The organism is Campylobacter sp. BCW_6466 (genome assembly GCF_001762835.1).
Taxonomy (GTDB): domain Bacteria; phylum Campylobacterota; class Campylobacteria; order Campylobacterales; family Campylobacteraceae; genus Campylobacter_D; species Campylobacter_D jejuni.
On record NZ_MJXO01000058.1, the window covers coordinates 1 to 882 of the forward strand.

Sequence of the window (882 nt, forward strand, 5' to 3'; positions counted from 1 at the left end):
GATATAAAAACGACTTTTTTAGTCAATTTTCTTAATTATTTAGAAAATAATTCAAAAAATGGCAATAAACTATCAAAAAAAACAAAAATAACTTATTTGAGAGTATTAACTAGCTTTTTTTATAAGCGATAATAATGATGATTTGTTTGTTTTTTCCTTTGATATGAAGAAAATTAGATTTAGAACAGAAAAATCAGAAGAAAAATTAAATTATCTTAATGAAAATGAAATTATAAGGCTAAATAATGTTTTAGAGAAAGAAAAAGCAAAAAAAGAAGTTTATAATAGTTTTAGAAACTCTTTACTGATAAAACTTATGCTTTATGGAGGACTTAGAATTTCTGAAGCTTTAAATGTAAAACTTTGTGATTTTGAAGAGGTTGATGATGAAATATTAAAAATATCCATAATAGGCAAGGGCGGTAAAGAACAATTTGCATTTATTAAAAAAGAAGTAGATGATGAGCTTGAATATTTTAAAGAAAATATCCAAGATAGTGATTACATAATGCAAACTAGCACAGGAAAACATTTAAATAGAAGCAATGCTTTTTTGATTGTAAATAATATTTATGCTAAAGCTTTGATCAGCAAAAAAGGACTTCATTTGCTTAGACACACTTTAGCCATGAGATTAACAGCCAAAGGAATAAACCTTGTGGTCATACAAAAAATTCTAAGACATGCAAATCTAAATACTACTACTATATATGCCAAAGCAACAAATGATACAGTAAAAGCTGCGTTATTGAATAATTAATTTTTCTAAAATTGAGTATTTGCATAGACTTCAAGAAGAAGTCTATGTGTTTAAAATTGTTCTAATAAAAGTTTAGGTTCTCCGCCAAGTATTTTGATGAAATTTGCAATTCTTGATTGTAT

1 pseudogene is annotated in these 882 nt (G+C 25.4%); it reads left to right on the forward strand.

Annotated features, from left to right (window positions below):
- Positions 1 to 760 (forward strand): annotated as a pseudogene (locus AJ887_RS06260) (tyrosine-type recombinase/integrase); the annotation flags it as partial.
- Positions 761 to 882 lie beyond the last annotated feature (122 nt).